Origin of the sequence: Alistipes sp. UBA6068, assembly GCF_949428155.1 — a bacterium.
Taxonomy (GTDB): Bacteria; Bacteroidota; Bacteroidia; order Bacteroidales; family Rikenellaceae; genus Alistipes; species Alistipes muris.
In genome coordinates, this window is sequence record NZ_CASQFS010000007.1 from 42,557 (window position 1) to 68,294 (window position 25,738).

At 61.1% G+C, this 25,738-nt stretch carries 25 protein-coding genes; 7 read left to right on the forward strand and 18 right to left on the reverse strand.

Features of this window, described 5'->3' with window-relative positions:
• Positions 1–98: 98 nt before the first annotated feature.
• Genes truB through QVG21_RS05410 form a run of 5 tightly spaced genes read right to left on the reverse strand, consistent with a single transcriptional unit; the run spans position 99 to position 5,242 of the window.
• Complete coding sequence (gene truB / locus QVG21_RS05390; protein ID WP_287922881.1) at positions 99–827, reverse strand: tRNA pseudouridine(55) synthase TruB; 729 nt, start codon at positions 825–827, stop codon at positions 99–101.
• A complete protein-coding gene (locus QVG21_RS05395; RefSeq protein WP_251214131.1) occupies positions 824–1,615 on the reverse strand; it encodes an undecaprenyl-diphosphate phosphatase in 792 nt (263 codons plus the stop codon). The genes truB and QVG21_RS05395 overlap by 4 nt, the downstream gene beginning before the upstream one ends.
• A gap of 4 nt (positions 1,616–1,619) precedes the next feature.
• Positions 1,620–1,865, reverse strand: a complete 246-nt coding sequence (locus QVG21_RS05400) for a DUF3098 domain-containing protein (protein ID WP_251214130.1) — start codon at positions 1,863–1,865, stop codon at positions 1,620–1,622.
• Between the two features lies 1 nt (position 1,866).
• Positions 1,867–2,751 (reverse strand): cell division protein FtsX, encoded by an 885-nt coding sequence (locus tag QVG21_RS05405; protein WP_287922884.1) that lies wholly within the window; start codon positions 2,749–2,751, stop codon positions 1,867–1,869.
• Positions 2,744–5,242: a YfhO family protein gene (locus QVG21_RS05410; RefSeq protein WP_287922886.1), complete on the reverse strand. Its 2,499-nt coding sequence runs from the start codon at positions 5,240–5,242 to the stop codon at positions 2,744–2,746. Before QVG21_RS05410 ends, QVG21_RS05405 begins: the two co-directional genes overlap by 8 nt.
• Before the next feature lie 246 nt (positions 5,243–5,488).
• Between QVG21_RS05410 and QVG21_RS05415 the strand changes: the two genes are divergently transcribed.
• Both QVG21_RS05415 and QVG21_RS05420 read left to right on the forward strand, forming a co-directional pair.
• Positions 5,489–6,478 carry a polyprenyl synthetase family protein gene (locus QVG21_RS05415; protein ID WP_251214127.1) on the forward strand — a complete coding sequence of 330 codons (990 nt, stop codon included), beginning with the start codon at positions 5,489–5,491 and terminating at the stop codon, positions 6,476–6,478.
• A 35-nt stretch (positions 6,479–6,513) separates the two neighbouring features.
• Entirely contained in the window at positions 6,514–7,860 is a 1,347-nt protein-coding gene (locus QVG21_RS05420) for an MFS transporter (protein ID WP_287922890.1), read from the forward strand.
• Positions 7,861–8,002: 142 nt separating this feature from the next.
• On the opposite strand, the gene trhA is transcribed toward QVG21_RS05420, so the two are convergent.
• Positions 8,003–8,656, reverse strand: a complete 654-nt coding sequence (trhA, locus tag QVG21_RS05425; RefSeq protein ID WP_287922892.1) for a PAQR family membrane homeostasis protein TrhA — start codon at positions 8,654–8,656, stop codon at positions 8,003–8,005.
• A 105-nt stretch (positions 8,657–8,761) separates the two neighbouring features.
• On the opposite strand from trhA, the gene QVG21_RS05430 reads away from it, so the two are divergent.
• The gene (locus QVG21_RS05430) at positions 8,762–10,957 is read left to right on the forward strand and encodes a RelA/SpoT family protein (protein WP_287922894.1); all 2,196 of its coding nucleotides are present in this window, start codon (positions 8,762–8,764) and stop codon (positions 10,955–10,957) included.
• Positions 10,958–11,054: 97 nt separating this feature from the next.
• Here the strand turns inward: QVG21_RS05430 and cls are convergent, their stop codons facing one another.
• Both cls and QVG21_RS05440 read right to left on the reverse strand, forming a co-directional pair.
• On the reverse strand, positions 11,055–12,485 hold the full coding sequence (cls, locus tag QVG21_RS05435; RefSeq protein ID WP_287922896.1) for a cardiolipin synthase: 1,431 nt from the start codon (positions 12,483–12,485) through the stop codon (positions 11,055–11,057).
• Between the two features lie 58 nt (positions 12,486–12,543).
• Entirely contained in the window at positions 12,544–13,545 is a 1,002-nt protein-coding gene (locus tag QVG21_RS05440; protein WP_287922898.1) for a DUF4837 family protein, read from the reverse strand.
• Between the two features lie 294 nt (positions 13,546–13,839).
• Between QVG21_RS05440 and QVG21_RS05445 the strand changes: the two genes are divergently transcribed.
• Positions 13,840–14,448: a polysaccharide deacetylase family protein gene (locus QVG21_RS05445; RefSeq protein WP_251214121.1), complete on the forward strand. Its 609-nt coding sequence runs from the start codon at positions 13,840–13,842 to the stop codon at positions 14,446–14,448.
• 88 nt (positions 14,449–14,536) lie between these two features.
• Entirely contained in the window at positions 14,537–15,109 is a 573-nt protein-coding gene (gene efp / locus QVG21_RS05450; protein WP_251214120.1) for an elongation factor P, read from the forward strand.
• 142 nt (positions 15,110–15,251) lie between these two features.
• Here efp and QVG21_RS05455 read toward each other — a convergent pair whose 3' ends face one another.
• Genes QVG21_RS05455 through surE form a run of 3 tightly spaced genes read right to left on the reverse strand, consistent with a single transcriptional unit; the run spans position 15,252 to position 17,669 of the window.
• Positions 15,252–15,887: a response regulator gene (locus QVG21_RS05455; RefSeq protein WP_287922901.1), complete on the reverse strand. Its 636-nt coding sequence runs from the start codon at positions 15,885–15,887 to the stop codon at positions 15,252–15,254.
• Positions 15,884–16,861 (reverse strand): sensor histidine kinase, encoded by a 978-nt coding sequence (locus QVG21_RS05460; RefSeq protein ID WP_287922903.1) that lies wholly within the window; start codon positions 16,859–16,861, stop codon positions 15,884–15,886. Before QVG21_RS05460 ends, QVG21_RS05455 begins: the two co-directional genes overlap by 4 nt.
• 34 nt (positions 16,862–16,895) lie before the next feature.
• Positions 16,896–17,669: a 5'/3'-nucleotidase SurE gene (gene surE / locus QVG21_RS05465; RefSeq protein WP_287922905.1), complete on the reverse strand. Its 774-nt coding sequence runs from the start codon at positions 17,667–17,669 to the stop codon at positions 16,896–16,898.
• A gap of 334 nt (positions 17,670–18,003) precedes the next feature.
• Between surE and rplS the strand changes: the two genes are divergently transcribed.
• Positions 18,004–18,384 carry a 50S ribosomal protein L19 gene (rplS, locus tag QVG21_RS05470; protein ID WP_251214116.1) on the forward strand — a complete coding sequence of 127 codons (381 nt, stop codon included), beginning with the start codon at positions 18,004–18,006 and terminating at the stop codon, positions 18,382–18,384.
• 398 nt (positions 18,385–18,782) lie between these two features.
• Here the strand turns inward: rplS and QVG21_RS05475 are convergent, their stop codons facing one another.
• Genes QVG21_RS05475 through prfA form a run of 6 tightly spaced genes read right to left on the reverse strand, consistent with a single transcriptional unit; the run spans position 18,783 to position 23,589 of the window.
• On the reverse strand, positions 18,783–19,556 hold the full coding sequence (locus tag QVG21_RS05475; protein ID WP_287923017.1) for a class I SAM-dependent methyltransferase: 774 nt from the start codon (positions 19,554–19,556) through the stop codon (positions 18,783–18,785).
• The gene (xseB, locus tag QVG21_RS05480) at positions 19,556–19,747 is read right to left on the reverse strand and encodes an exodeoxyribonuclease VII small subunit (protein WP_251214115.1); all 192 of its coding nucleotides are present in this window, start codon (positions 19,745–19,747) and stop codon (positions 19,556–19,558) included. Before xseB ends, QVG21_RS05475 begins: the two co-directional genes overlap by 1 nt.
• Complete coding sequence (xseA, locus tag QVG21_RS05485; RefSeq protein ID WP_287922907.1) at positions 19,711–20,988, reverse strand: exodeoxyribonuclease VII large subunit; 1,278 nt, start codon at positions 20,986–20,988, stop codon at positions 19,711–19,713. The genes xseB and xseA overlap by 37 nt, the downstream gene beginning before the upstream one ends.
• A 3-nt stretch (positions 20,989–20,991) precedes the next feature.
• The gene (gene menA / locus QVG21_RS05490) at positions 20,992–21,879 is read right to left on the reverse strand and encodes a 1,4-dihydroxy-2-naphthoate octaprenyltransferase (protein WP_287922909.1); all 888 of its coding nucleotides are present in this window, start codon (positions 21,877–21,879) and stop codon (positions 20,992–20,994) included.
• A gap of 40 nt (positions 21,880–21,919) precedes the next feature.
• Positions 21,920–22,456, reverse strand: coding sequence for an energy transducer TonB (locus QVG21_RS05495; protein WP_287922911.1), 537 nt, complete (start codon positions 22,454–22,456; stop codon positions 21,920–21,922).
• Positions 22,457–22,503: 47 nt separating this feature from the next.
• Positions 22,504–23,589, reverse strand: a complete 1,086-nt coding sequence (gene prfA / locus QVG21_RS05500; protein ID WP_287922913.1) for a peptide chain release factor 1 — start codon at positions 23,587–23,589, stop codon at positions 22,504–22,506.
• Positions 23,590–23,695: 106 nt separating this feature from the next.
• On the opposite strand from prfA, the gene QVG21_RS05505 reads away from it, so the two are divergent.
• The gene (locus QVG21_RS05505; RefSeq protein ID WP_287922915.1) at positions 23,696–24,586 is read left to right on the forward strand and encodes a glycosyltransferase family 2 protein; all 891 of its coding nucleotides are present in this window, start codon (positions 23,696–23,698) and stop codon (positions 24,584–24,586) included.
• 119 nt (positions 24,587–24,705) lie between these two features.
• Here QVG21_RS05505 and QVG21_RS05510 read toward each other — a convergent pair whose 3' ends face one another.
• Positions 24,706–25,707, reverse strand: coding sequence for an adenosine kinase (locus QVG21_RS05510; RefSeq protein ID WP_287923019.1), 1,002 nt, complete (start codon positions 25,705–25,707; stop codon positions 24,706–24,708).
• Positions 25,708–25,738: the final 31 nt, after the last annotated feature.

Consider the following 25,738-nt stretch of genomic DNA (forward strand, 5'->3'; position numbering starts at 1 on the left):
GGTTTTCTCTCCTCGGCAAAGCCCGAACAAGTTCGGCCTGCGCTCGGCTTGCCGAAAAGCGCGCGAAAAAACACGTACAATATAATACGCAAAAATCGTTATTTTGTTTCGGTCTGCCGCAGTTTTTCCAGAAACTGCTCCAGCTGCCACGCCTGCTCGGCCGTGAATCCGCCGCTGCGGGTGCGGCGTAGCGAGGTCAGGTGGGCGCCGCTGCCGAGCGCTTCGCCGATTTCGCGGGCCAGCGAACGGATGTAGGTGCCCTTGCTGCATCGTACCCGGATGCGGATGCGCGGCAGGGCGTATTCCAGCAGTTCGATTTCGTAGATGTTTATCCGGGCCTGGCGCAGTTCGACCGTCTCGGTCGTCTCGCCCGCCCGGGCCAGTTCGTAGGCGCGCATCCCGTCGATTTTCTTGGCCGAGAAGAGCGGCGGGGTTTGCAGGCGCTCGCCCTCCAGCGTGCGGAGCGCTTCGAGCACCCCCTCGCGCGTAATGTGCTCGTAGGGGTAGGTCCGGTCCACGGGGTGTTCCAGGTCGTAGCTCGGCGTTGTGGCGCCCAGCATCACATCGGCCACATATTCCTTTTCTTCGGCTTGCAGCGCTTCCACCATCTTGGTCGCGCGGCCGATGCAGACCAGCAGAATACCCGTAGCCAGCGGGTCGAGGGTCCCGGCGTGGCCCACCTTGATGCGCTTGTAACCAGCCTTTTGCAGGGCGAACTTGATTTTGCGGACCACGTCGGTCGAGGTCCATTCCAGCGGCTTGTCCAGCACGGCGATGTAGCCCTCCTCGAAGTTGAGGCCCCGGAGGTCGAATTGTCCTTGGGTCATATGCAGTAGCTGATGATGCAGATGCCACCCGCCACGGCGCAGTAGAGGGCGAACCAAATCAGCCGGCCCCGCTTGACGGTTTCGATCATGAAGCGGCAGGCCAGGCAGCCCGTCACGAACGCCGCCGCGAATCCGGCCAGCAACGGCCCGGCGGCCACGCCTGCCGTGAGTTTTCCTGACGCGATTTCCAACAGGGTTTCGCCCAGAATCGGCGCCAGCACCATCAGAAACGAGAATTGCGCGACGGCCGCTTTCTTGTTGCCTAAGAGCAGCCCCGTGGCGATGGTCGAACCCGAGCGCGAGAGCCCCGGCATGGCGGCGCAGGCTTGGGCGATACCTATTATAAAGGCGTCGCGGTAGGATATATCTTCTTTCTGCCGCGGTTTGGCGTAGTAGGCGAAGGCAAGCAGGGCCGCTGTCAGCAGCAGCATCGCCCCCACGACGGCCAGAATCCACGGCGCTCCCAGCATGGCGTCGATGCGGTCCTTGAGCGCGAAGCCCACGATTCCGATGGGAATCATCGAAAGCACGATTTTCAGTACGTAGGCTTGTTCGGCGTTGAACCGGCGCGAGAAGAGACCCTGCACCAACCGCCGCACTTCGCTCCACAGCACAACGAGGGTGCTCAGCACCGTCGCGGCGTGCAGCGTCACGTCGAACGTGAGGTTCTCTTCGATTTCCACGCCCAGGAGCTCCTTGGCGATTTGTAGATGTCCGCTGCTCGACACGGGCAGGAATTCGGTGATGCCCTGCACGATGCCCAGCAGAATGGCCTGCAACGTATCCATCGCTCTATTTCCAGCGTTTCAGAATGGCGTATGCCTCCACCGCGAAGCCGCCGATGACGAGGATGGGGGCCAGCGTGATGCGGCGCCACGAGAACATGGCGTAGTTGAATTCGTCGGGCGAATCGCTGCCGCCGCCGGCCATCAGGACGAAGCCTAAGAGGATGATTCCGAAGCCCGCGGCCAGCAGGATGTAGTTGCGGCGTGTCAGCGGCATCCGGGGATTCTCGGGGGTGTCGTTCGGTTGTTTCATATCAGTAGAGATAGATTTTGTTCGATTTCATGTTGACGAATTTGTTGAGGGCGGCCCAGGTGAACAGTCCCGAGATGACGATTCCGCCGCCGAGCATGGCACCGAAAATCAGCAGGCCCGTGCGGTTTGCGTCGGCGAGGGCCTGCAATTCAGGCACCGCTTCGTTCAGTCCGTAGGCCGCGGCGGCCAGGAGCAGCGAAGCCATCGTTCCGGCCCAAATGCCCTGTGTGATACTGCTGGCAAGGAACGGTTTCATGATGAACCACTTCGTCGCCCCTACCAACTTCATGGTGTTGATCAGATAGCGTTTCGAGAAGATGGCCAGCCGGATGGTATTGCTCAGCAGAATCAGCGAAATGACGAGCAGCGCCCCGCCGAACAGCAGCAGTACGAAGCGGATTTTGCCCACGGTCGAATGCAGCCGCTGGGCCATCAGCGCCGGGTAGCCCACATGCGCCACCCCTTTCAGGTGTTCGGCTCCCCGGATGAAGGCTTCGATCAGCTCGCGGTCGGCCGAGCGGGCGGTGAGGGTGAGTTCGTAGGAGTTCAGCAACGGGTTTTCGTCGAGTATCTCCTCGAAGCGGCTGCCGAAAAGGCGGCGGAATTCCTGGTCTTCGAGCTTCTGTTCCTTGGGGACGTAGACAATCGTTTCGACCAGTTCCTCATCGGAGAGCTGCCGCTCGATTTCCTGCCGCTGCTTGTCGCTCAGCCCGTTTTTCAGTTCCACCGACACCTGAATGCTCGATTGGAGCGTCTGCGCGACCTTCATTGCGGCCAACATCAGATAGCCCACCGAGCCCAACAGAAAGAGCACCAGTGTGATGCTCACCGTCGAGATGAAGTAGGAGTTGCGGACCTTGCGCTTCAGTCGTTTGCTGTCATCCATTCCGTTCTCTTTTTCGGCTGCGGAGCCAATGTATGATTGCCGCGGCCGCGCCGGCCAGAATGGCGAGCGAAGCCGCAAACGTGATTCCCTCGACCCAATCCCAGCCCGGGGCCCGGAAAATCCATTCGACGGTGTGTTTTCCGGCGGGCAGACGCATGGCGCGCAGGACGTAGTCGGCCCGGAAATAGGGGGCCTGCTCGCCGTCGATGAAGGCCGTCCAGCCCTTGTCGTAGTAGATTTCCGAGAAGACCGCTGCGGCTTCGCCCTCTGCCGAATATTCGTATGTCAGACGGTTGGGGCGGTATTCCGTGAGGGCGATTTCACCGCTGGCGAGTTTGCCGAGTGGGGCGAGATAACAGCACGAGGTTGCCGTCGAGAGAGGCGATACGACCGCCGTCGTGCGCAGGTCGAGGGTCCCGAGCGCGTCGATTTCGGCTTGGGCCGTCGGCACGCAGACGACCGAATCGACCATCCACGCCGCGCCGTATTCCGTGCCGCGCCGCACCGCCTCGGGGGCTCCGTCGCGCCCCGGTACGATGGCATAGCGCGTGTTGAGCATGTCCAGGACGTTTTCGTCGGCCGCCGAAAGATAACGGTCGATGAGGTCTTGGTAGCGGGCCAGCTTGGCGCCGTGGTAGCCGCCCACCGAACGGTGGAAATAGGAGGTGGTCGCGTCGTTGAAGGTGCTCACCGTCAGATTGATGACGCGGTATCCCAGGTCGGTGTCGGCCATTATCGCCTTGTCGGCCGCCGTCGGTACGACCCGGTTGCGGCGTGCCGTCACGAAGCTGTCCGGCGAGAGGAACCGCAGGTCGACGGGCACCAGGTCCAGAAGCATGATTCCCGCCAGCAGAGCCGTCAGCGCGTATTTGTTGATTTTCCGCCACACGAAAAGGGCCACGGCTCCCGCCGCCAGCGCAATCATCAGCAGCGAGCGCCACGCATCGGTCCGCATCATCGAAGCGCGTTCCGCGGCCATCGCCGCTGCCGTCATTTCGCCCCATTCCGCGTCCATTCCGCGGTCGATGTAGGTTTGCAGGTCGTTGGCCCGGAAAATCCGGTGGTATTGTTCGGTCATCATCGCCGCGCTGTCGTCGTACCCGAAGTCGAACAACGTCCCTCCGGCCACGGCCAGCAACAAGCATAGCCCGCCCGTCGTTCCGGCCGCCCAGGCCAGCCCCCGCAGGAGCCGTTTCTGCGGAACGTCGCCGCGCCACAGCTGTACGAGCGCCAGCGCTCCCAGCATTGGCACGGCCCACTGCACCACCACAAGCGTCATCGAGACCGTGCGGAACTTGTTGTAGCCGGGCAGTACGCGGAACGCCAGCTCGGTGAATCCCATCAGGTTACGGCCCCACGCCAGCAGAATCATCAGCACCGAAATGCCTGCTATCCACCATTTGTTGCGGCCCCGGGCCAGCGCCAGCCCCAATGCCGCCAGGAAGACCGCCGCCGCGCCCAAGTAGGTCGGGCCGCCCGTGTAGGGCTGTGTGCCCCAATAGGCAGGCAGCTGTTCGGCCGCTCCGTGCAGTCCCAGGCGGTTCGTCACGGCGGCCACTTCGCCGTCGGGCGCAAAGGCAGCGCCCGAATCGCGCCCCATGAAGTCGGGCACCAGCAGGTTCAGCGTCTCGGCCCGTCCGTAGCTCCACGCCGTAGCGTAGTCCAAATCGAGACCGCCGCGCTTGCTGTCGGTCTCCACGGCCAGTTCAGAGCCGCCGCGAATCGTTTCTTTGGAGTGCTGGGCCGTGTACCAGAGCGGCCCGAAGTTCGACGCCACGGCCAGAATGCCAGCACCTGCCAGCACGGCGGTCCGCACCCCGAAGTCGCGCAGCCGTTTTTCGCGCAGGGCCACGATTCCGTCGCTGAGCCACAGCGCGGCCATTGCCAGCATGAAGTAGTAGGTAATCTGCGGGTGTCCGGCTCCGATTTCGAGCGACGCCGCCACCGCCGTGACGGCCGCACCGTACCACTTGTTGTTCCCCCGCAGGGTCATCCAGGCGCCGCCCATCATCAGCGGAGCATAGACCAGCGCCCACATTTTGGTGAGGTGTCCGGCTCCGATGATGAGCAGGAAGTAGGTCGAAAGTCCGTAGGCCAGCGCCGGGACGATGCCCGCCCACGGGTCGACGCCCATCATCAGGAGCATCAGCCACATGGCCGTCATGGCAAAAAAGAGGAACGCGGCCGGGGTGTCGAGGATTTTGACGATCTGCCCCACGCTTCGTTTCACCAACTGGGCCGGATAGGCCACGTTTATCAGGTAGGCCGGCATTCCGCCGAACATGCCCCCCGTCCATTGGGGGTCTTCGCCTGTTTCGAGCCTCATCTGCGTGATGTCGCGGGCCATTCCCTCGTATTGGACCACATCGTGCTGCGGCAGCGCTTCGCCCCGGAACTGGGGGGCGAAATAGGCGGCCGCGACCACGAAAAAGAACAGCAGGGCCGCTGCTGCGGGCAACAGCCGTGCGGCGAAGCCTTTCGGTAGATTCATTCCGATGATTCTTTTTGAACAGCCAAAGGTACGAATAAGCGAGGGCAAACACAAATTTATTTGGGGTTGCCGAGCGGGAGTATCTTCGGTGAAGCCAAAGGTACGAAAAAATAGCCGATCATCGCGCCCGAATTGCGAATTTTCATTATATTTGCAGTAATTTTATCCCGCGCGGACCGGCCGCACCATGGCCGGGCCTTTCGCCGGCACGGCGTTTTACGCCGGTTCGTCGCGTTTTTTCGTCAGATGACAACACTCGATATAATCCGTAAACCCGTCGAAGCGGAGCTCAGAGCGTTCGACGAATTCGTCGAACGGCAGTTCACCGCCGAGGGCGAGCTGCTCTCCGAAATGCTGCAGTATGCGCTTTCGTCGCGCGGCAAGGGCATCCGGCCGCTGCTGGTCATGCTTTCCGCCGCCATGAACGCGCCCATGCCCGGGGCTTCCCTCGGGCGGCGGCCTTGCCTGGCCGCCATGCTGGTCGAAATGATCCACGTCGCCTCGCTCATCCATGACGACGTCATCGACGAGTCCGACACCCGGCGCGGCAAGCCGTCGGTCAACGCCCGCTGGCAGTCGCACAAGGCGGTCATCCTGGGCGATTACATCCTCGCACGCAACATGAACCTCGGGCTTCAGAGCGGGCAGTACGATTTGGTCACCCACATTTGCGGGGCCATGTCGGCCTTGTGCGAGGGCGAGGTGCTGCAGGGCGACTGCGCCGAGAAGCACGTCATGACGCGCAAAAGCTACCTCGACATCGTCCACAAGAAGACCGCCAGCCTTATCGGTGTCAGCGCTTCGTCCGGGGCTCTGGCCGTCGGCGCCACGCGCGACAAGGTCGCACGGATGCGGCACTTCGGCGAGTCGCTCGGCATGGCGTTCCAGATTCAGGACGACATTCTCGACTATACCTCCACCGCCCGCACGGGCAAGCCTGCCTACAACGACCTGCGCGAGGGCAAGATTACGCTGCCGCTCCTCTGCGTGCTGGAGCGTATGGGCGAGGAGCGGCAGGCCGAGGTCATCGCACGGCTCGTCCGCTGTCACGAGGACCCCGCCGCCATGGAGTATCTCCAGCGCATCGTCGAAAACGAGGACGGCATCACTTCGGCCATCAGCATCATGCGCAGTTACCTTTCGCAGGCCATCGAACTCCTCTCCGAATTCGGGCCGTCCGAGTACAAGACGGCCATGATCGACCTCTGCGCCTACGTCGGCGAGCGCGACCAGTAGCGAAAATTCCAAACTCACAAACTACAGATAAACTTATGGAACAAAACAACCGTTACAAGCTGCCCATCGTTCCTGTGGTCACCATGTTCTTCCTCTTTGCGATGATTTCGTTCGTGACCAACCTTGCAGCGCCTATCGGCACCATTTGGCGCAACGCCTACGAGGGGTCGAACACCCTCGGCATGATGGGTAACATGATGAACTTCCTGGCCTACCTCTTCATGGGTATTCCGGCCGGCAACATGATCGTGCGGATCGGTTACAAGAAGACTTCGCTCATCGCCATGATTGTCGGTATCGCCGGCCTTTTCACGCAGTACCTGTCGAGCCGCTGGGGCGCCGGCACGGTCCTCTTCACGATGGACAAGTTCACCATCCACCTCAATTTCATCATCTACCTCCTGGGCGCCTTCATCTGCGGATTCTCCGTCTGCATGCTCAACACGGTCGTCAACCCCATGCTCAATACGCTGGGCGGCGGCGGTGTCCGCGGCAACCAGCTGCTTCAGTTCGGCAGTACGTTCAATTCGCTGTCGGGCACCCTCACGCCGCTGTTCGTCGGCGCGCTTATCGGCACCGTCACGGCTCAGACCACCATGGGCGACGTCACGCCGCTGCTGTTCCTCGCCATGGGTGTCTTCGCTGTCGCATCGCTCATCATCACCTTCGTCGCCATCCCCGAGCCGCACCTCCGCAAGTCGGCTGAAAAACAGGAGAAGGCGGCCCACAGCCCCTGGAACTTCCGCCATACGGTGCTGGGCGTCATCGGTATCTTCATCTATGTCGGTGTCGAGGTCGGCATCCCCGGTACGCTCAATTTCTACCTCGCCGACAGTTCGGCGCGCGGCGCCGGGCTTCTGACCAACGGGGCGGCCGTCGGCGGCGCCATCGCGGCGGTTTATTGGCTTCTGATGCTCGTCGGGCGTTCGCTCAGCAGTCTTATCAGCGGCAAGGTTTCCAGCCGTGTGCAGCTTCTGACCGTGTCGGCTACGGCCATCGTCTTCGTGCTCCTGGCCATCTTCATCCCCAAGGAAGTCACCGTCATGATGCCCGGTTACAGCGTCGGTCACGGGTTCAGCCTGGCCCATGTTCCGGTTAGCGCCCTGTTTCTTGTGCTCTGCGGTCTTTGCACGTCGGTCATGTGGGGCGGTATCTTCAACCTCGCCGTCGAGGGGCTCGGCAAGTACACAGCCCAAGCGTCGGGTATCTTCATGATGATGGTCGTCGGCGGTGGCGTGCTGCCGCTCTTCCAGCAGTTCGTGGCCGACAAGGCCGGGTACATGACCAGCTATTGGGTCATCATCGCCGGGTTGGCTTACCTGCTCTATTATGCGCTTGTCGGGTGCAAGAACGTCAATACCGACATCCCTGTCGAAGAATAGACTATTATAGTTCACTGAAAGGTCCGGCTTCCCGATGCGGAAGCCGGACCTTTTTGGTGCGTTGGCATGCTGCTCCGAGCACGGCGAAAAAAAACGCGTGCCGGCGCCTGTCATTCTGAGTGCCGAGAAGAATCTTCCGGCATCAATATAGGAAAAAGACGATTCCTGTGAAGTGGCACGCCACTGCAAGATTTATCAGCAGGTGCCATACCATGTGGTGGTAGCGGAATCCCTTGCGGGCGTAGAACCACGCGCCTAAGGTGTAGAACACTCCGCCCGCGGCAATCAGCACCAGCAGCGGCGTCGATGCCTGGCGGACGAACAGCGGCATGAAGAAGACGATGGTCCAGCCCATGACCAGATAGATCGTCAGGCTCACGGCGGGTATCGAGCGGCGCGACAGCGATTTGTAGAATATCCCGAACAGCACCATCGCCCATTGCAGCGCCGTGATGAAGATACCTTGCCAGCCGCCGATGACTGTCACGGCGATGGGGGTGTAGCTGCCCGCTATGGCTACATAGATGAATATGTGGTCCAGTATGTGGAATATCTCCTTGTGTTTCGACTGCGGATTCATCGAGTGGTAGAGCGTCGAGGCCAGGAACATCAGAAAGATCGACATGACGAAGACGCTCACCGCGGCGGCCGCGGCTATGCTCTCTCCTGCGTGTATGTAGGCCCATACCGCCGCAAAGGGCAGGGCCGCCAGTGCCAGCAGCGACATCGCGCCGTGGCTCACCGCGTTGGCGACTTCTTCGCCTACGGTCGGAATGTAGCGGGTGTGTTTTTTCATCGGTTCGTCGGGTCGGATTCCGGTGCCAAATGTAGGAAATTTTTTTCTACCTTTGCAAAGGTGCCGTTCCCGCGGGGCGGCGTTGGGTCAATAAGGTCAGGCAAAATGGATATTTCACGTTACGATGATTTCCGCGCGTCGGTGCGGAGCGGTTTTTCGGCACGGACGCAGCAGGCCGTCGACGAAGCGTTGGCATGGGCTGCCGAGAGGCTCGGCGGTGAGCTGCGTTACGACGGGAGCCCTATGCTCGACCACGCCGTGGCCGTCGCTTCCATCGTCATCTCCGAGGTCGGGTTGGGGCGCAATTCCGCTGTCGCTTCCATTCTCCACGACGTCGTGCGGTTGGCCCACAAGCGGCTTTCCGCTGCGGAATTCCTCGCCCTCACCGACGAAATCCGGGCCCGTTTCGGCGAAGAGGTCGTCGGCATCACCGTCGGGCTCGCCAACATCTCGGCCCTGCGGCTCAAGGTTGCCAAAGAACAGGCCGACAATTTCCGCGACCTGATTGTCAGCTATTCCGAGGACCCGCGCGTCATCCTCATCAAGCTCGCCGACCGTTTGGAGGTGATGCGCTCGCTCGACATCTTCCCCCGCGAGAAGCGGCGCAAGAAGAGCTGGGAGGCCATGAACCTCTATGCGCAGATTGCCCACAAGCTCGGTTTGTACAGCATCAAGAGCGAGTTGGAGGACATCGCCCTCAAATATCTGGAGCCCAGGGATTACGAACATATCGTCGCCAAGCTCGAAGAGAGCGCCGACGAGCGCCGGGCTTTCATTGCGCGGTTCCTTGTACCGGTCGAGGAGCGGCTGAAGAAACTCGGAATCAAGTACCATATCAAGAGCCGCACCAAGTCGATTTTCTCCATCTGGACCAAGATGCAGAAGCAGCACGTACCGTTCGAGGGGGTCTACGACATCTTCGCCCTGCGCATCATTATCGACTGCCCGCGCGAAGAGGAGAAACAGCTGTGCTGGACGGCTTATTCGGTCGTCACCGATTTCTATACGCCCAACCCCAAGCGCATGCGCGACTGGATTTCCATCCCCAAGTCCAACGGCTACGAATCGCTCCACACCACCGTCTCGGCCGAGGGGCGTTGGGTCGAGGTGCAGATACGCACTGAGCGCATGGACGCTGTGGCCGAACGCGGCATTGCGGCTCACTGGCGCTACAAGGGCGTGAACCAGGGGGCGCAGACCAGCGAAATGTGGCTCGGCCGCCTGCGCGAGCTGATGGAGGACACCACCCATTCGCTGGCCCAGCGTTTCGACGCCAAGCCCGCTTCGGGCGAGATTTTCGTCTTCACGCCCAACGGCGACCTGCGCAAGCTGCCCGAGGGGGCTGCGCTGCTCGATTTTGCGTTCGACATCCACACCTCGCTCGGCGCCACCTGCGTCGGCGGCAAGGTCAACGGCCGTCCGTCGTCCATCCGCGACGTGCTGCACAACGGCGACATTGTCGAAATCCAGACTTCCAAGAACCAGACGCCCAAGGCCGACTGGCTCTCGGTGGTCGTCACTTCCAAGGCACGGAACAAAATCAAGTCGTTCCTGCGCGAGGAGCAGGCCAAGCACACCCGCATGGGGCGCGAGGAACTGGAGCGCAAGCTCAAGAACTGGAAAATGGCCCTCACCATCGACGAAGCGGTGGCTTACTTGGGCAAGTATTTCAAACTTCGGCTCGGTACCGAGGTCTACGCGCTTATCGCTACGCAGAAGGTCGATTTCGGGTCCATCAAGGAGATTCTTGCGCGCCACCTCTCGGGCGAGGCCGCCGAGGAGCGCCGCGCCGCCGCGGCCGAAGCCGAACGGCAGAAGACCTACGCTTCGCGCGAAAGCGCCGCACCGCAGGACGCGCTAATTATCGACGACGACATTTCCAAAATCCAGTACAAGCTGGCCCGCTGCTGCAACCCCATCAAGGGCGACGACGTCTTCGGGTTCGTCACGATCAATTCCGGCATCACCATTCATCGCACCGATTGTCCCAATGCGCGGCGCATGCGCGAGAGTTACCCTTACCGGGTCATCGAGGCACGGTGGCGGCAGTCGGCCTTGGGGGCTTTCCGCGTCACTATCCGTATCGTCGCGGCCGACACCACCGGTATGGCCAACCACATTACCGAGACCATCAGCCGCGAGCTGAAGCTCAACATCCGCTCCATCAATTTCGACGCCGCTTCGGGCGGCTGCGTCTCCGGTACCGTCTCCGTCGAAGTTCCCGGTTCGGGGGTGGTCGATACGCTTATCCATTCTATCATGCGTATCAAAGGCGTCCAGCGGGCCTACCGGATTAATTAAGTGAAAAGCAGAAAGTGAAAGGTGAAAAGGGGCAGCCAATGAAACTTCGTTCTTGCCTCTCACTTTTCACCTCTCACTTTTCACCTTTCACCCTATCTTAAAGCAGCGGCGAGAAAATCCGCATGAACGATTCGGCCCAGCGGCGGGTGCGGGGGCGGCGGAACCAGTCGCCCGGGGTCACGCGGCGGCAGTCGCCGAGGTCTGTTTCGTAGATGGCCGCCAGTCGGGCGTTGAATGCGCGGTCGTAGACGAACGCGTTCACCTCGAAATTGTGCTCGAAGCTCCGGAAGTCCATGTTCGCCGAGCCGACGACCGCCAAATCGTCGTCGATAAGCAGGAGTTTGGAGTGGAGGAATCCCGGGGCGTAGAACGCTATCTTCACCCCAGCTTGTATCATGTCGTCCAGGTAGGAGTGGCTCGCCAGGTCGACCACCCGCGAATCGGAGCGTTCGGGCAGCATCAGCCGCACGTCGATGCCTGCCAGGGCCGCTTCTTGCAGCGCCGCGTTGAGCGTTTCGGACGGCAGGTAATAGGGCGTTTCGATCCATACGCGCTGCGCCGCCCGCGACACGGCGTATTCGACCGCTTGCAGCAGGGTGCGCCATTTGCCCAGCGGGCCGCTCGGCACTATCTGCATCACGTTGTCGGTCAGCCGTTCCGGCGCCGGGAAATAGGCCGGGCCTCCGACGGCCTGTTTGGTTGTCGCGGACCAGTCGCTCAGAAACGACGCCTGCAATCCCGCTACGCCGCTTCCCTCGATTCGGAAATGGGTGTCGCGCCAGCGCTCGCGCTTGCCGTTGCCGCGTTCGATGCCCAGCACATAGCGGTCGGCGACGTTCATCCCGCCGATGAATCCTATACGGCCGTCGATGACCCCGATTTTGCGGTGGTTGCGGTAGTTGACCTTGCTCGTGAACCGCGGGAATTTCACGTGCAGGAACGAATACGCTTCGATGCCATCGGCCCGCATTCCCTCGAAAAAGGCTTTCTTCACCCCGGTGCAGCCCACGTCGTCGTAAAGTATCCGCACTTCGACCCCTTCGCGGGCCTTGGCCGTGAGCGCATCGCGCAGGCGGCGGCCCGTCTCGTCGTCGCTGAAAATGTAGTATTGGATATGGATGTGGTGGCGCGCCCCGGCGATTGCTTCGAGCAGCGCGTCCATCTTCGTCTTTCCGTCGACATAGGGGGTCAGCCGGCTTCCGTAGAGCGGTACAGCGAGGGCCGTTTGGCTGAGGAGACGCGCCAGCGGAAGCCGCTGCGGCGGAATGCCCGTTCCGCCTGCCGCGTCGTTCTCTTCCAGCCGGGTGGTGATTCGTTTGCGGGTGCGGCGCGAGATGATCCGGCGCTTGGAAAGGTTCTGCCCGAAGAAGAAGTAGATCGCCAGCCCGGCACCCGGCGCCAGTACCAGCACCAGTATCCACGGCAGGGTCTTCAGCGGGTTGCGGTTGTCGGTGATGATGACCAGCACCACGCCGATGATCGTCAGCGTGTAGACGACCAGAAAGATCGTGCTCAGAATCTGTAACATGTCGGTTTCTTCAGGCCCGGGCGGCTGCGTCGGGCGTTGGGCCGCGTCGCCGCCCGGGCTATTGTTTTCCCGGGATTTCCACCCCGTAGAGCAGGTGTTCCACGCCGCGCAGGAAGTTGCGCTTGTGCAGTTTCGGTGAGTATACGTAGCCGTCCAAGGTGAAGACCCGGTTCGTGCGGGTGTCGACGGTCGTGTAGCTTACGAACGGACCGCCCATGAAGTCGCCCGCCACGTCCCAGAATCCGCGCATCTCGCACCAGAGGCGCCCCTCCAAGTGGAACATCCGGAATTCGGGCGGGAAGACTTCGGAGGTGGTCATGTAGGAACCCTCCGAGGGTCCCGGTATCCGGGCCGCGAAGCGGTTGCGGGCCTTGACGAGCGCTTCGGCCGTCATCGCCGCGGAGCCTTCGTAGGGGTAGGAGTAGACGAAGAAGCCCTGGCTGGCGGTGGGATATTCGTAGCGCGCCCAGATGAAGTCGGGCTTTTCGGCGGCCAGGATGTAGCCTTTCGGCACGTTCATCTTCACGCCGAACGTGCGTTCGATGGCTTGTTCGACGGCCGGAGCACCGAATTTCTCGGCATAGGCGACCGCCCGGTTCCGTTCGGCCGCTTCCAGCGCGGCTACCAGTTCGCTGCGGTAGGTCGAGACGTAGTCCACGATGGATTTTTCGTCGGGGCCTTGGAGCGTCAGTACGATTTGCGGCGTCGCCGTCACGTCGTATTCTACGCCCGTGGCCGCCTTCGTGATCGAGGGGTCGATGTTGACTTTGAGGATGTTGCGGTGCTTGGCCAGCATGCCCGTGAAGTCCTGCGCCCTCACGCGCAGCACGTCGAACTTGGGCTCGGTCTGGTTCAGATAGGGCACCGGCGCCGTCAGTACGGAGCGCAGCGTGTCGCCCGCCGGACCGTTCCATTCTTTTTGTTCGCACACGACGAGCAGTTCGTAGGGCGCGCCCTGGGCCGTCTGGGACGACGAGCTGCCCAGCGTGCGGAATGCGTCGCAGGCCGTCGCCGCCACGGCGGCGAGCAGAAGCAACGATAGGTGACGGAGTGTTTTCATGGCGTCGGGAATTTGAGGTGTTCGCGGCAGGCCGTCGCTTCCGTGGCTTGTCGCGGCCGGGAGGGGCGGCCCTTGTCTCGGCAATGCCGGTTTTATTCGGGCGCTGCATGCGGCCTGCCCTATCTTCGGCGAAGTTACGAAAAATTTTCTTTCTTATTCGGATTTTCCCTGTTTTTAACTGCCGCTTGCTTCTGCGCTCGACTTTTCGTATCTTTACAGAAGATAGGCTTCGTCTCAGCAATGCGCCAAATAAATTTGGCATTGCATTCGACTTGCGCTATCTTTGCATTTGCCATGCGTCTGAAACCTCCGAAAATAATCCGCCGGCTGATGCCCGACCTGATTTGGGAAATCGACGACCCCGAGGGCGTCTTCCTCACTTTCGACGACGGGCCTACGCCCGGTATCACCGAGTGGATTCTGGCCACGCTCGACAAGTACGATGCCAAAGCCACCTTTTTCGTGCTGGGCAAGAACGTCGAAATGTACCCCGACCTTTTCCAACGCATCCTTGACGCCGGGCACCGGGTGGGCAACCACACCTATTCCCATCAGAAAGGGTGGGGCATGAGTCTCGAACGTTATACAGAGGACGTCGATTTCGCCAACGACCTGGTTCGCAGCGACCTGTTCCGCCCGCCCTATGCGCGCATCACCCCGGCGCAGGCCCGGCTGCTTGGGCAACGCTACAAACTGATTATGTGGGACATCATTTCGCGCGACTACAACCGCCAGCTTTCGCCCCGCACGTGTCTGAAGAACGTCACCAAGCATCTGGCGCCCGGGGCCATCGTCGTCTTCCACGACAGCGAAAAGGCGTTCCGCAACATGCGCTACGCCCTGCCCCGCACCCTCGAAAAAATCCGGCAGGCCGGGCTTCGTTGCAAGGCTATCGAGCTGTGAGGCGCTGCCGCCCGAAATCCGCTTTTTGCAGCTTTGCGGAATTTTTCCTATTTTTGCGCTCGGACAAAAATTTCAAAACGATACCGTTATGACCATTACAGCCGCCGACATCAAGATCGGCATGTGCATCGAAATGGACGGCAAGACCTTTCTTGTAGTCGATTTCCAGCATTGCAAGCCGGGCAAGGGCCCCGCTTTCGTCCGCTCCAAACTCAAGAACCTCGAAAACGGCCGTGTACTCGAAAACACCTTTTCGTCCGTGGGCCAGAAAATCGAGCAGGTGCGTGTGGAGCGCCGCCCCTATCAGTTCACCTACGAGGACGACCTGGGCGCGCATTTCATGCACACCGAGACTTTCGAGGAAATCAACATCGAAAAGAGCCTGATCAACAACTACGACCTCATGGCCGACGGCCAGATTGTCGAGGTGATGTTCCACACCGAGAAAGAGACCGTTCTCTCGGCCGAACTTCCTCCCATCGTCGACATGGAGGTTACGTATACCGAGCCGGGTATCAAGGGCGATACCGCTTCGACCAATTCGCTCAAGCCCGCCACGGTCAACACGGGCGCCACGGTCCGCGTGCCCCTTTTCATCAATACCGGCGACAAGATTCGCGTCGATACCCGCACCCGCGAGTATTACGAGCGTATCAAGTAGCTGTTGCTTGGCTTATTGAAAAAACGGGAAGAACTCGCCGAGTTCTTCCCGTTTTTTATTGTTGCACGGACCGAATGAATCAAAATGATTCTTAAGGTGCCTGCGACATATCGCCTTTCACTTTTAACCTTTCACCTCGGTTTTACACTTCCACCACTCCGTTGCGGATGGCATAGACCACCAGCGACGCGGTGTTCTTGCAGCCCGTTTTTTCCAGGATGTTGGCGCGGTGCTTGTCGACCGTGCGTTTCGAGATGAACAGGCAGTCGGCGATTTCCTGGTTCGACAGCCCCCGGCAGATTTGTACCAGTATTTCGCGCTCGCGTTCGGAGAGCTGCTCGTCCTGGGCGTCTTCGCGCGTGCGCATCCGGTGGGTCAGCGACGCCAGCAGCTGCGGACTGAAGTAGCTCCCGCCCGCCGCGACGGTCTCCACGGCTTCCAGCACTTCGCCTATCTGCGAATCCTTCAGCAGAAACCCGCGGGCTCCGGCTTCGACCATCCGCGAATAGTAGCTTTCTTCGCCGAACATCGACAGCGTGATGATTCGCAGGTCGGGCCGCAGGGCCAGGGCCCGTTCGGTCGTCTGCGCTCCGTCGAGCCCCGGCATCGAGAAGTCCATGAACACCACGTCGGCTTCGCAGTCCGGCAGCATCGCCAGCAGCTCTTCGCCGCTCCCCGCTTCGCCCGTCACCCGGCAGCCGTTGTGCTCCAGCAGGCCGCGCAGACCCTTGCGGAAAAGCGAGTGGTCGTCGACCAGTATGATGCGGGGACTGTTCATCGTTCGCGGTGTTTGTGCGTTCGGCGCGGCGGTTCCTGCCGGGCCGTTTCCACCCGGACCGTAGCGTGCATGCCCTTGCCTTTGGCCGACGCCATGTCGAAAGTTCCGCCCAGCGAGTTGATGCGCGAGGCGATGTTCGAGAGCCCCATGCCGCAGTCCATCATCGCCTGGGGGTTGAAGCCGCGGCCGTTGTCGCTGTAATCGAGCGTCAGCAGGCCGCCCGTCTGCGAGAGCGAGAGGTTGACGGTCGTGCAGGCGGCGTGCTTGAGCGAATTGTTGATGAGCTCGCAGATGACCCGGTAGAGTATCACTTCGATGTCCGTGTCGTAGCGTTCGGTCCGCAGGTTGGTCGTGAAGCGGATTTTGACGTTGTGCATCGCGGCGCTGCGGTCGATGAAGTGCTGCACGCCCCGCGCCAGCCCGAAGTCGTTGAGTACGTGGGGCGACAGGTTGTTCGAGATTTCGCGCAGCGAGCGTATCGCTTCTTCGATCACGTAGGTCGTGTTGTCGATGATTTCGCGCTGTTCCGGCGAGCGTTCTTCGTGCGCGAGGGCCGACAGCGACATCTTGGCCGACGAGAGCAGCGGCCCCAGCCCGTCGTGCAGCTCCTTGGAGAAGCGCGACCGGGCTTTCTCCTCGGTGCGCAGTACGGCGGTCAGAATGCGCCGGTTCATCGTCTGCCGCTGGCGGTTGAGACGCTCGATGTATTTGAACAGCTTGTGGGCGTACATCACCCCGATAGACAGGCACGCCGAGACCACGATGCCCAAGTAGCCGAACCACCAGCGGGGCATGACTTCGACCTCGCAGGCCATCAGCAGCTGTACGACCCGTTCGACCGACAGCAGCGAGAATCCCACGATGAAAAGTATCCACACCGAATTGTATTTCGTGGTGCGGACCAGCCGCAGGGCATAGACCGTGGCAGCCGACTGGATGAGAATCGAAAGGACAAGCAGGAACTTGAGGAGCATGGAAGCGGTTTTTACAAATGTACGTTGTTTTTCTCTATTCGCCGAAGATGCCGCCCAGTTTTTTCAGTTGGCGGTAGTCCGTCATGTCGGTCTGCACGGGTACGACCGAGACCCAGCCGTGCGCGAGGGCCCATTCGTCGGTGTCGTCGGCACCCGGTTCCATGTTGACGAATTCGCCCGTGAGCCAGAAGTATTCGCGGCCCCGCGGGTCTTCGTGGCGGTAGAATTCCTCGCGCCAGAATCCCCGGTTCTGGCGGCAGAGCTTGATACCGTGCAGCTGATCGGGTTTTCCCACCGGGACGTTTACGTTCAAGCACAGCGGCAGGTCGACCTCCTGGGCCAGGACCTCGCCCACGATGCGCTTGCCGTAGAGCACCGCGGCCTCGAAATCCGCGTCGGCCGAATGGTCGTCGAGCGAGAGCCCAACGGCCGGACAGCCGTAGAAACTGCCCTCGATGGCGGCGCCCATCGTCCCCGAATAGAGTACGTTGACCGCCGAGTTCGAGCCGTGGTTGATGCCCGAGATGACCAGCCCGACCCGTTCTTCGCGCAGCAGGTAGTCGAAAGCCATCTTCACGCAGTCGACCGGAGTGCCCGAAAAGGCATAGACTTCGAGCCCCTCTTCTTCGCGCACCTTGCGCAGATAGAGCGGGTTGTACATCGTGATGGCCTGGCTCATGCCGCTTTGTGTGGTCTCCGGGGCCACGGCCACCACCCGGCCGAATCCGCGCGCCACCTCGATGGCTGCGGCCAGTCCTTTCGAGGCGTAGCCGTCGTCGTTGGTCACCAATATCAGTCGTTCGTCCATTTTTTTCAGAATATGTCGATTACAAAGATAGCGCAAGCCGAACGCAAAAACAACCCTGTTCGCTTTTTTTGCCGGAGAGCGCGGCCGAAAACCGGGTTTGCCGAATGCCGTGCCCTGCTTCGCCGACGCCGAAGATACGAATATTTCGTGCCGTATTTGTTCGGAACGAAAAAACTTTCTATCTTTGTCGTCCCTTCGGGGACGTATATCAACCTCTTCCATTGGGCGGAGCGGTGCTGGCGGCAGGTACGCGGGATTGCCGGCCACAGGGCGGGCATGGTAGCCGCAACGCAGCGGGAATGTTGGGTGCGAAACTTCAAAATTTGTTGCAGCAATGAACAAAGACGCAATCATCCGGCTCGTCAACGAGCAGATGTGGCCCAAGACGGACGCCGACGTGCCGTCGTTCAAGGCCGGTGACACGATCACCGTTACCTACAAAATCGTCGAGGGCAGCAAGGAGCGCCTCCAGAGCTTCCGGGGTGTGGTTATCCAAATCAAGGGTCAGGGCAAGACCAAGATGTTCACCATCCGCAAGGTTTCCAACGGTGTGGGCGTCGAACGTATCTTCCCGCTCTACTCGCCCCATATCGAGAAGATCGAGGTCAACAAGATTGGTGTGGTTCGCCGCGCCCGCATCTACTACCTCCGCAATCTGACCGGTAAGAAGGCCCGTATCAAGGAGAAGCGCATGACGTCGGCTGCGGAGAAATAGTCCGTGGTCCGTCGCAAGTAAAAAGGATGCCGCATGTGCGGCATCCTTTTTAATTTTCATTCTTCACTCCGTTAAGAATCTGTTTCTCGCCGAAACTTTTGCGAGCAACTCGCAGCTCCATTTTCCTTTTCTTGTACTTTCTTGTGCAAGAAAGTACCAAAGAGCCTTTGCACAGTGAAAATGGCGGCATCCGTCTTCGGTCGTTCGCTGAGCAGGCACGGAAGACTTACGCTGTTCCGAACACCCGCTCCGGGCGCTCACTCCCTCGACGAATGAAACCCCGCCATTTCCACGAGTGCGGGATTTCGCAAGAACCATTCGTGGGCCTTGTCGGGGCGGTCGTGCAAAGTATTATCCCGTTATTCCGAGGAGGGCATCGGCCCGAGAAAATCTGTCGGTTACTTCTTGTAAACCGCGTAGATGTGGTCTTCCGGCAGGGCGTACAGGCGTCGTTCCGCATCGCTGAAAGTTGCGGCGTAGTCGATGTCGGCGACCTCGAATCCTGTTTCGCGCAGGCGGTCGGCATAGTCCCGGCCGTAGATGCGCCGATGGTCGTATTGGCCGAAGATGCGGGTGCGTTCGGCCGGGTCGGTAATCGTGTCGTCTTCGTAGGTGGTGGCGCGAGTCGGGTCTACGGGCGACAGAACGATGCCCCAGCCCCCGGGACGCAGCACGCGGTGGAGTTCGCGCAGGGCTTGGCGGTCGTCGGCCACGTGTTCCAGCAGATGGTTGCACAGCACTGCGTCGACCGACCTGTCGGCCAGCGGAATCCGTTGCACGTCGAAGTGCAGGTCGGCCAGCGGACTCTCCAGGTCGGCCGTCAGATAACGCTCCGGGCAGTCGGCGAAACGGGGCTTCAGGTGGCGCAGAATGCAGACTTCGGGGGCTATGTGGAGCGTGCGGGGCAGGTTTTGCAGCAACTCCGTCTCGCGCGAGAGGTAGAGCCACAGCAGGCGGTGGCGTTCGAGTGAAAGGCAGTTGGGACACAGCGCATTGCTACGCGAATGTACATAGCCGTAGGGCATGAACCTGCGGTAGCGGGCGCCGCATACCGGGCATTCCGCGCCGCGGCCTTTGTACAGCAGCCCGGCCAGCGGCACCGCCCATCCGGCCATGCGTTGGAGCATGGGGCGGGGTATGCGGTTGAGGGCCCAGCGGATAAGCCGTTTCATCATTCTCCCAGCATTTTGTTCACTTCGGCTTCGGCTTTCAGCAACCGGGCCTTGCAGGCGGCTATGAGTTCCGTGGCGCGCCCGACTTCGGCCGCCAGCTCGTCGACGGTCACTTCCTCGCGCTGGATGCGGCCCAGAATCTCTTCGACGCGGGTCATCGCTTCTTCGTAGCCGATTTCTTTCTTTGCCATATCGTCGTTTTGTTGATCGTTGCGGTGATGGTTCCGTCGGCGAGGCGGATTTCCACTTCGTCGCCCGGCTGCGCTTGTGCGGCCGAGGTTATCGCACCTCCGGTGCCGTGGAGCAGGGCAAAACCCAGTTTCAGCAGCCGTTCCGGGGCGTGGGCCGCTGCGATTTCCGCCGCGTTGTTCAACCGTTGTTTTTGGCGCGCTATCCATTCGCGGGCCGCTTCGGCCGGGCGTCCGGTCAGCCCTTCGGTCCGCAGGCGTTCGCGGGTCAGACGTTCGCCGCTCGTGCGGCGGAGTTCGGCCGTCAGTCGTTCCAGTTGCAGTTTGGCCGTGTGGGTCCGGCTGCAGGTCGCTTCCCGCAGCCGCACGGCCAGGTAGTCGAATCCTCCCTCTGCGTTCGCAAGCCGTTCGACCAGCCATCCCGCGACTGCTGTCGGGGTCTTGAGGGCCGCATAGGCCACCATGTCGGCGACGCTCGTGTCTTTGTCGTGGCCTATGCCTGTCAGTACAGGGAGCGGAAACTGCGCGACGTGGGCGCACAGCCGATAGGCGTTGAAACAGTTGAGGTCGCTTGCCGAGCCGCCGCCGCGAATCAGCGCCACCGCGTCGAATTCGTCCGCGCGTGCAGCAATCCGGCCCAGCGCGCCGATAATCGAGTTCTCCGCTTCGGCGCCTTGTACGAACGCGTCGAACAGCGTCAGGTCGAACCGGTAGGGGCTCTTTTCCAGCTCTTTGCAGAAGTCGCGGCAGCCTGCGGCATGGGCGCTCGACACCACCGCTATGCGCTGGATTCCGGTTGGGGCTTCCAGCTGGCGGTTCATTTCCCAGACCCCCTCTTCCTGCAATTGCGCAATGGTCTGTTGGCGTTGGCGTTCCATGTCGCCCAGCGTGTAGGTGGGGTCGATGTCGCTGATTTGCAGCGAAAAGCCGTATATTTCGTGGTACGATACCAGCGCTTTGGCCAGAATTTGCAGTCCTGCGGCGAGGGGCCGTCCCGTTTCGTGCTCGAAGCGAGCCGCAATCCGGGGGTAGCTGCTGCTCCAGATCATCGCCCGGGCCTGGGCCGTCGGCACTCCGTTCGCGTCTCCTTTTTCGACCAGCTCAAGGTAGCAGTGGCCCGAGTAGTTGACTTTGATTTCGGCGATTTCGGCGCTCACCCACACCGGCAGCTCGAACCCTTCTTCGAGGGTTCGTTTGACCGCGCGCTGGAGTTCGCGCAGGGTGATATGCCGGGGTTCGGCCATGCGTCAGCCCAAAAGGATGCCTATGGTCAGCAGGAGCCCGAAGAGCTGCATGTTGCGTGCCGTTTCGCCCAAGCAGGCGTTGAGTTCGTCGCCGTGGTCGATGCGGATGATTTTGCGCCACGTGGCCAGCAGCAGCGGCAGATAGAGCAGTGGCAGCAGTCCCGCCCACATTCTTCCGCCGAAAATCCACAGGCTCACGCACAGCGCTATGGCCACGGCGCCCAGCACCAGATAGCCCCAGCGGCCGACCCGCTCGCCCCAATAGACCACCAGCGTCTTCTTGCCGCAGCGGGCGTCTTCTTCGCGGTCGCGGAAGTTGTTGATCCACAGCATTGTGTCGATGACCAGCCCGCAGGCCAGCGCCGCCGCGGTCACTTGCCAGTTCCAGCCGCCCGTCTGTATATAATAGGTGAAGCAGGCAGGCACCAGTCCGAAGAACGTCACGACCGCCGCGTCGCCCAGCCCGTGATAGGCCAGCGGCCACGGCCCCGCCGTGTAGATGTAGGCGAAAAGCAGGCAGACCGCGCCCACCGGAATCAGCTGCCAGCCGCCGTAGAACAGCAGCCCGCAGCCCGCCAGCGCGGTGGCGAGGGTGAACAGCCCGATGCCCGCTTTCATCGCCGGGAGCGTTATGTAGCCTTTGGCGAATGCACGGTCGGGACCCAGCCGGTCGGGCTGGTCGGCGCCGCGCAGGAAGTCCCAAAGGTCGTTGACCAAGTTGGCCGTACATTGGGCCAGGATGGCGAAACATGCGCAGAGCAGCGTAACGTCGAGGTTGAACCCGCCGTCGCTCCATGCCAGGGCCGAGCCCACGGCTACCGGGATAATCGCGGCGCCAAGGCTGTAAGGCCGCACGGCCAGCACCCAGGCTGCAAAGGAATTGGTTTTCATGGTATGATGTCGTTTCTTGTGAGGCGCTCCTCGCCGGAGGCTACCATATTCTTATATAAGGTTCTCCCGGCAGCGGCTTGCCTTCGGGCAGCTGGATGCGCAGAACGCCTTCGCTTTCGACCGGGCGGCCGTTCTTCGTGGCGGGCTTCCAGCGCGGAGCTTCGGCCAAGGCTTTCAGCACGCGGCGTCTGAGCCGGCTGTCGGTCGATTCGAGGATGGCTCCGGCCACCGTTTCGCCCTCGGGCGTGACCGTGTAGCGCAGTGCCACCCGGGCGGCGGGTTCGTTTTCGCCCCACTTCACCTGCCGGGCGATGTGGTCGGCGAACGGCTCTCCGCCCTCGAATACTGCGGGCGAATCGTACTTCAGCGTGATGAGGATAACACCGTTCGTGGCTTTGTCGCCGTAGCGGGCTATGCTCTCCTCGTCGGCCGGCAGCTCCTCGATGCGTTCGATGTTGTCGGTCTCTATCCCCACGATTTCGTCGCACGGCGTGCCGTTGACTATGTAGAGCGGCTTTTGCGCGGCAAGAGGCGTCGCAGCGAGCAGGGCGGCAAAGAGGGCGAGACGGCGAATCATGGCGGGCGTTTTCTGTCCGAACGTTCCGGAGCCGGAAACGATTGTCCTTACAGCTCGCTTTCCTTGAGCCGTTCGGCGTTCTCAGCCACGATCAGATGGTCGATGCAGTCCTGGATGTCGCCGTCCATGAAAGCCGCCAGGTTGTAAATCGTGTAGTTGATGCGGTGGTCCGTGATGCGCCCCTGCGGATAGTTGTAGGTGCGGATTTTGGCCGAGCGGTCGCCCGTCGAGACCATCGTCTTGCGTTTCGAGGCGATTTCGTCCAGATACTTGGAGTATTCGAGGTTGAAGACGCGCGTGCGCAGCTCCTCGAACGCCTTGTCGAAGTTCTTGAGCTGCGACTTCTGGTCCTGGCACTGCACCACGATTCCCGTCGGGATGTGGGTCAGGCGGATGGCCGAATAGGTCGTGTTGACCGACTGCCCGCCCGGTCCCGAGGCGCAGAAGATGTCCTTGCGGATGTCGTTCATCGAGATTTCGACGTCGAACTCCTCGGCTTCGGGCAGCACGGCCACCGACGCGGCCGAGGTGTGGACGCGGCCTTGGGTCTCGGTCTGCGGCACGCGCTGTACGCGGTGCACGCCCGATTCGTATTTGAGCGTCCCGTAGACGTTCTGCCCCGTCACTTTCAGCACCACTTCCTTGTAGCCGCCCGCGGCGCCGTCCGAGAACGACGTGATTTCGTAGCGCCAGCCTTTCGATTCCACGTATTTGGTGTACATGCGCAGCAGGTCGCCCGCAAAGATGGCCGCTTCGTCGCCGCCCGTGCCGCCGCGGATTTCGACGATGGCGTTTTTGGAATCCTGCGGGTCTTTCGGTATGAGCAGCAGCTTGATTTCCTCCTCCATGCGTTCGATGGCGGGTTCGAGCTCGGCGATCTCCTCGCGGGCCATTTCGCGCATCTCCTCGTCCTTGTCGTTGGCCATGACGTCCTTGGCTTCCGACAGGTTGGCGATGGCCGTGCGGAAGCGGTCCGAGGTCTCGATGATGGGCTCCAACTCCTTGTATTCCTTGTTGAGTTGGACGAATTGCTTGACGTCGGCGATCACTTCGGGGTCGGTGAGTTTCTGGCCGATCTCTTCGTATTTGAGTTTCAGCCCGTCCAGCCGGGTCAGAATGGTGGTGTCTGCCATAGGGATATGTTTGCTTGGAATGCAAAGGTAATGAAAAATCGCGAATCGGAAGTCAAGAATCGGGTCGCAGGCGAGGTTTTGCCGATATTTTTCTTACTTTCGCGGTATGATTCGTCTTTCGCTTGTCATCCCTACGCACAACCGTGCCGAACAATTGCTGGTCGCTCTGCGCTCCGTCGTGCGGCAGAGCGCCGACCCGGCGTCGTGGGAGTGCGTTGTTGTGAACAACGCTTCGACTGACGATACCGAGGAACGTTTCGCGGCGTTCGCCGCGGAGCATGCGGGGATCAATCTGCGCATGGTCTTCGAGCCCGAGCCCGGCGTTTCCCATGCCCGCAACCGCGGTCTGTCGGAATCCCGGGCCGATTTGTTGGCCTGGATCGACGACGACGAGCGCATCGGCGAACACTTCATCGCCGCCTACCTGGATTTCTTCGATGCGTATCCCGGGGCTTCGGTAGCCGGGGGACGTATCGTCGCCGAGTATCCCAAGGGGCGGCCGCGCTGGATGTCCAAGTACGCTGAAATGCCCGTCGCCAATCCGATGGATTTCGGTCCTGCGGTGCGTCCGTTTCCGCTCGGCCGGGTGCCGGGGGGCGGCAACATGGCGTTCCGCCGCAGCTTGGCGATGCGTTACGGCGGGTTCGATGTGGCGTTGGGGCGTGTGGGCCGCGAGCTGATCGGCGGCGAGGAGAACGATTTCTTCGAGCGGCTGCTGTGCGGCGGCGAGACGATTTGGTACGTGCCCGGCGCCGTGATGTGGCATATCATTCCGCCCGAAAAGCTGACCGTCGATTATTTCCGCCGCCTGTGTTTCAACGTGGGCCGGAGCCAGCGCCTGCGGGCGGTCATCCACCGCCGCACGCATCGGACCCGCCTGCTCGAAATCTTCAAGTGGGGCGCCACGCTGCTGCTTTGTCTTACCATGCGCCCCGTGCAGTCGCGCTGGCTGCTGAGGATGCGCTGGCAGATTTCGAGAGGCTTGTTCGGTGAATAATTAATAATGAATTTTGCGATTCTGGTCTTGCCGAGACGCAGCCTATCCGAGTTGTAGGCAAGTCAAGCCCCTGGGAGCTAATTCACAATTATGCGGATATGTTGCTGACGGGTTATTAATTAGAACAGATACTTTTCCGTCTTGACCTTGTTGACCAAGCGATAGATGTCTTTCCAGGCGTCGTCGCCGAAAGTCGTTCCGACCACTTCGATTACCTTGCCTGCCGTGATGGCGCCTATCGTGCCGCACTGGCGCAGTGACAGCCCGTCGCACAGCCCTGCAAGGAATCCTGCGGCGTAGAAGTCGCCCGCACCTGTCGTGTCCACCCGCTTGGCCGCCGCCATGATGCCCACGTGCACCACCTCGTCGCCTTGTTTGATAAGGGCGCCGCGGATTCCGATTTTCACCACAGCCAGTTCGCACATGCCCGAAATCATTTGCAGGGCGTTCAGCGGTTCGGCTTCGCAGGTGAAGGCTTTGGCTTCGTCTTCGTTCGCAAAAACGATGTCCACGCAGTCGGTCACGAGCTTGCGCAGGAACTCCAGATTCTCGGCTACGATGTTGAAGCTCGCCAGGTCCAGCGCCACTTTCAGCCCGCAGGCTTTGGCCGTTTCGGCCGCCTTGCGGATAAGGGCGTGGTTCTGTACCAAGTAACCCTCCATGTAGAGACAATCGTAGCCCTCGAATACGGCCGGTTCGATTTCTTCGGCGCTCAGCTCCAGCGCCGCACCCAGGTGGGTCACCATCGTCCGCTCGCCGTCGGGCGATATGAGCGACACGCATTTGCCCGAACGCTCCTTGCCGCGGAAAACCGTCGGGGCGACTTTCAGATTCTCCAGCGCCTGGACGAAGAAGTCGCCCGTCGTATCGGGACCCACCTTGCCGATGAATCCCACCTTGCAGCCCAGCTGCGCCATTGCCCGGATGGTGTTGCCCGCCGAGCCGCCCAGCGAGAGCGAGTAGGGCAGTCCGGCCACCGACTTCGAGATTTCGGTTTGCAGGCGGTTGTCCACCAGGTTCATCGATCCTTTCGGCAGGTCGAACCGTTCCAGCACGGAATCGGTCTTCAGGTTCACCAGCATGTCGGTCAGTGCGTTGCCGATGCCGGTCACGCGTTTTATCTTCAGCATTGGGTTCGGGTTTTCTCTTGGG

Excerpts from the sequence above, each read along its gene's own strand:
- truB (WP_287922881.1), bottom strand. The coding sequence starts at position 827 with ATGACCCAAGGACAATTCGACCTCCGGGGCCTCAACTTCGAGGAGGGC.
- QVG21_RS05395 (WP_251214131.1), bottom strand. The coding sequence starts at position 1,615 with ATGGATACGTTGCAGGCCATTCTGCTGGGCATCGTGCAGGGCATCACC.
- QVG21_RS05400 (WP_251214130.1), bottom strand. The coding sequence starts at position 1,865 with ATGAAACAACCGAACGACACCCCCGAGAATCCCCGGATGCCGCTGACA.
- QVG21_RS05405 (WP_287922884.1), bottom strand. The coding sequence starts at position 2,751 with ATGGATGACAGCAAACGACTGAAGCGCAAGGTCCGCAACTCCTACTTC.
- QVG21_RS05410 (WP_287922886.1), bottom strand. The coding sequence starts at position 5,242 with ATGAATCTACCGAAAGGCTTCGCCGCACGGCTGTTGCCCGCAGCAGCG.
- QVG21_RS05415 (WP_251214127.1), top strand. The coding sequence starts at position 5,489 with ATGACAACACTCGATATAATCCGTAAACCCGTCGAAGCGGAGCTCAGA.
- QVG21_RS05420 (WP_287922890.1), top strand. The coding sequence starts at position 6,514 with ATGGAACAAAACAACCGTTACAAGCTGCCCATCGTTCCTGTGGTCACC.
- trhA (WP_287922892.1), bottom strand. The coding sequence starts at position 8,656 with ATGAAAAAACACACCCGCTACATTCCGACCGTAGGCGAAGAAGTCGCC.
- QVG21_RS05430 (WP_287922894.1), top strand. The coding sequence starts at position 8,762 with ATGGATATTTCACGTTACGATGATTTCCGCGCGTCGGTGCGGAGCGGT.
- cls (WP_287922896.1), bottom strand. The coding sequence starts at position 12,485 with ATGTTACAGATTCTGAGCACGATCTTTCTGGTCGTCTACACGCTGACG.
- QVG21_RS05440 (WP_287922898.1), bottom strand. The coding sequence starts at position 13,545 with ATGAAAACACTCCGTCACCTATCGTTGCTTCTGCTCGCCGCCGTGGCG.
- QVG21_RS05445 (WP_251214121.1), top strand. The coding sequence starts at position 13,840 with ATGCGTCTGAAACCTCCGAAAATAATCCGCCGGCTGATGCCCGACCTG.
- efp (WP_251214120.1), top strand. The coding sequence starts at position 14,537 with ATGACCATTACAGCCGCCGACATCAAGATCGGCATGTGCATCGAAATG.
- QVG21_RS05455 (WP_287922901.1), bottom strand. The coding sequence starts at position 15,887 with ATGAACAGTCCCCGCATCATACTGGTCGACGACCACTCGCTTTTCCGC.
- QVG21_RS05460 (WP_287922903.1), bottom strand. The coding sequence starts at position 16,861 with ATGCTCCTCAAGTTCCTGCTTGTCCTTTCGATTCTCATCCAGTCGGCT.
- surE (WP_287922905.1), bottom strand. The coding sequence starts at position 17,669 with ATGGACGAACGACTGATATTGGTGACCAACGACGACGGCTACGCCTCG.
- rplS (WP_251214116.1), top strand. The coding sequence starts at position 18,004 with ATGAACAAAGACGCAATCATCCGGCTCGTCAACGAGCAGATGTGGCCC.
- QVG21_RS05475 (WP_287923017.1), bottom strand. The coding sequence starts at position 19,556 with ATGAAACGGCTTATCCGCTGGGCCCTCAACCGCATACCCCGCCCCATG.
- xseB (WP_251214115.1), bottom strand. The coding sequence starts at position 19,747 with ATGGCAAAGAAAGAAATCGGCTACGAAGAAGCGATGACCCGCGTCGAA.
- xseA (WP_287922907.1), bottom strand. The coding sequence starts at position 20,988 with ATGGCCGAACCCCGGCATATCACCCTGCGCGAACTCCAGCGCGCGGTC.
- menA (WP_287922909.1), bottom strand. The coding sequence starts at position 21,879 with ATGAAAACCAATTCCTTTGCAGCCTGGGTGCTGGCCGTGCGGCCTTAC.
- QVG21_RS05495 (WP_287922911.1), bottom strand. The coding sequence starts at position 22,456 with ATGATTCGCCGTCTCGCCCTCTTTGCCGCCCTGCTCGCTGCGACGCCT.
- prfA (WP_287922913.1), bottom strand. The coding sequence starts at position 23,589 with ATGGCAGACACCACCATTCTGACCCGGCTGGACGGGCTGAAACTCAAA.
- QVG21_RS05505 (WP_287922915.1), top strand. The coding sequence starts at position 23,696 with ATGATTCGTCTTTCGCTTGTCATCCCTACGCACAACCGTGCCGAACAA.